Origin of the sequence: Campylobacter sp. P255, from assembly GCF_003627915.1 — a bacterium.
GTDB lineage: Bacteria > Campylobacterota > Campylobacteria > Campylobacterales > Campylobacteraceae > Campylobacter_D.
Genome location: NZ_NREN01000033.1, coordinates 1 through 563 on the forward strand (window position 1 = coordinate 1; position 563 = coordinate 563).

1 protein-coding gene is annotated in these 563 nt (G+C 32.9%); it reads left to right on the forward strand.

Annotation, left to right across the window (positions count from 1 at the left end; genetic code table 11):
* The coding region (locus CKA54_RS07715) for a methyl-accepting chemotaxis protein (protein ID WP_253254863.1) at positions 1-563 on the forward strand (563 nt) is incomplete at both ends.

The following is a 563-nucleotide window of genomic DNA, read 5'->3' on the forward strand; positions in this document are numbered from 1 at the left end:
GTTGAAGTAACTACAAATGTATTAGGTCAAGAAATTGTAGCTATGTTAAGACAATCATCTGAATTTGCTTCTTTATTAGCAGATGAAAGTGGTAAATTACAAAGTGCGGTTAAAAACCTAACTGATTCTTCATCTTCTCAAGCTTCTTCTTTAGAAGAAACAGCAGCAGCACTAGAAGAGATTACTTCTTCTATGCAAAATGTTTCGCATAAAACTAGTGAAGTAATTGCTCAAAGTGAAGAGATTAAAAATGTTACTTCTATTATTGGAGATATTGCAGATCAAATTAACCTACTTGCATTAAATGCTGCTATTGAAGCTGCACGTGCTGGTGAACATGGTAGAGGATTTGCTGTTGTTGCAGATGAAGTTAGAAATCTAGCTGAAAGAACTCAAAAGTCTTTGGGTGAAATTGAAGCTAATACAAATATCTTAGTTCAATCTATCAATGAAATGGGTGAAAGTATTAAAGAACAAACTACAGGTATTACTCAAATTAATGATGCTGTAGCTCAAATTGATAGCGTAACACAAGAAAATCTAAAAATAGCTAAAGATAGTGC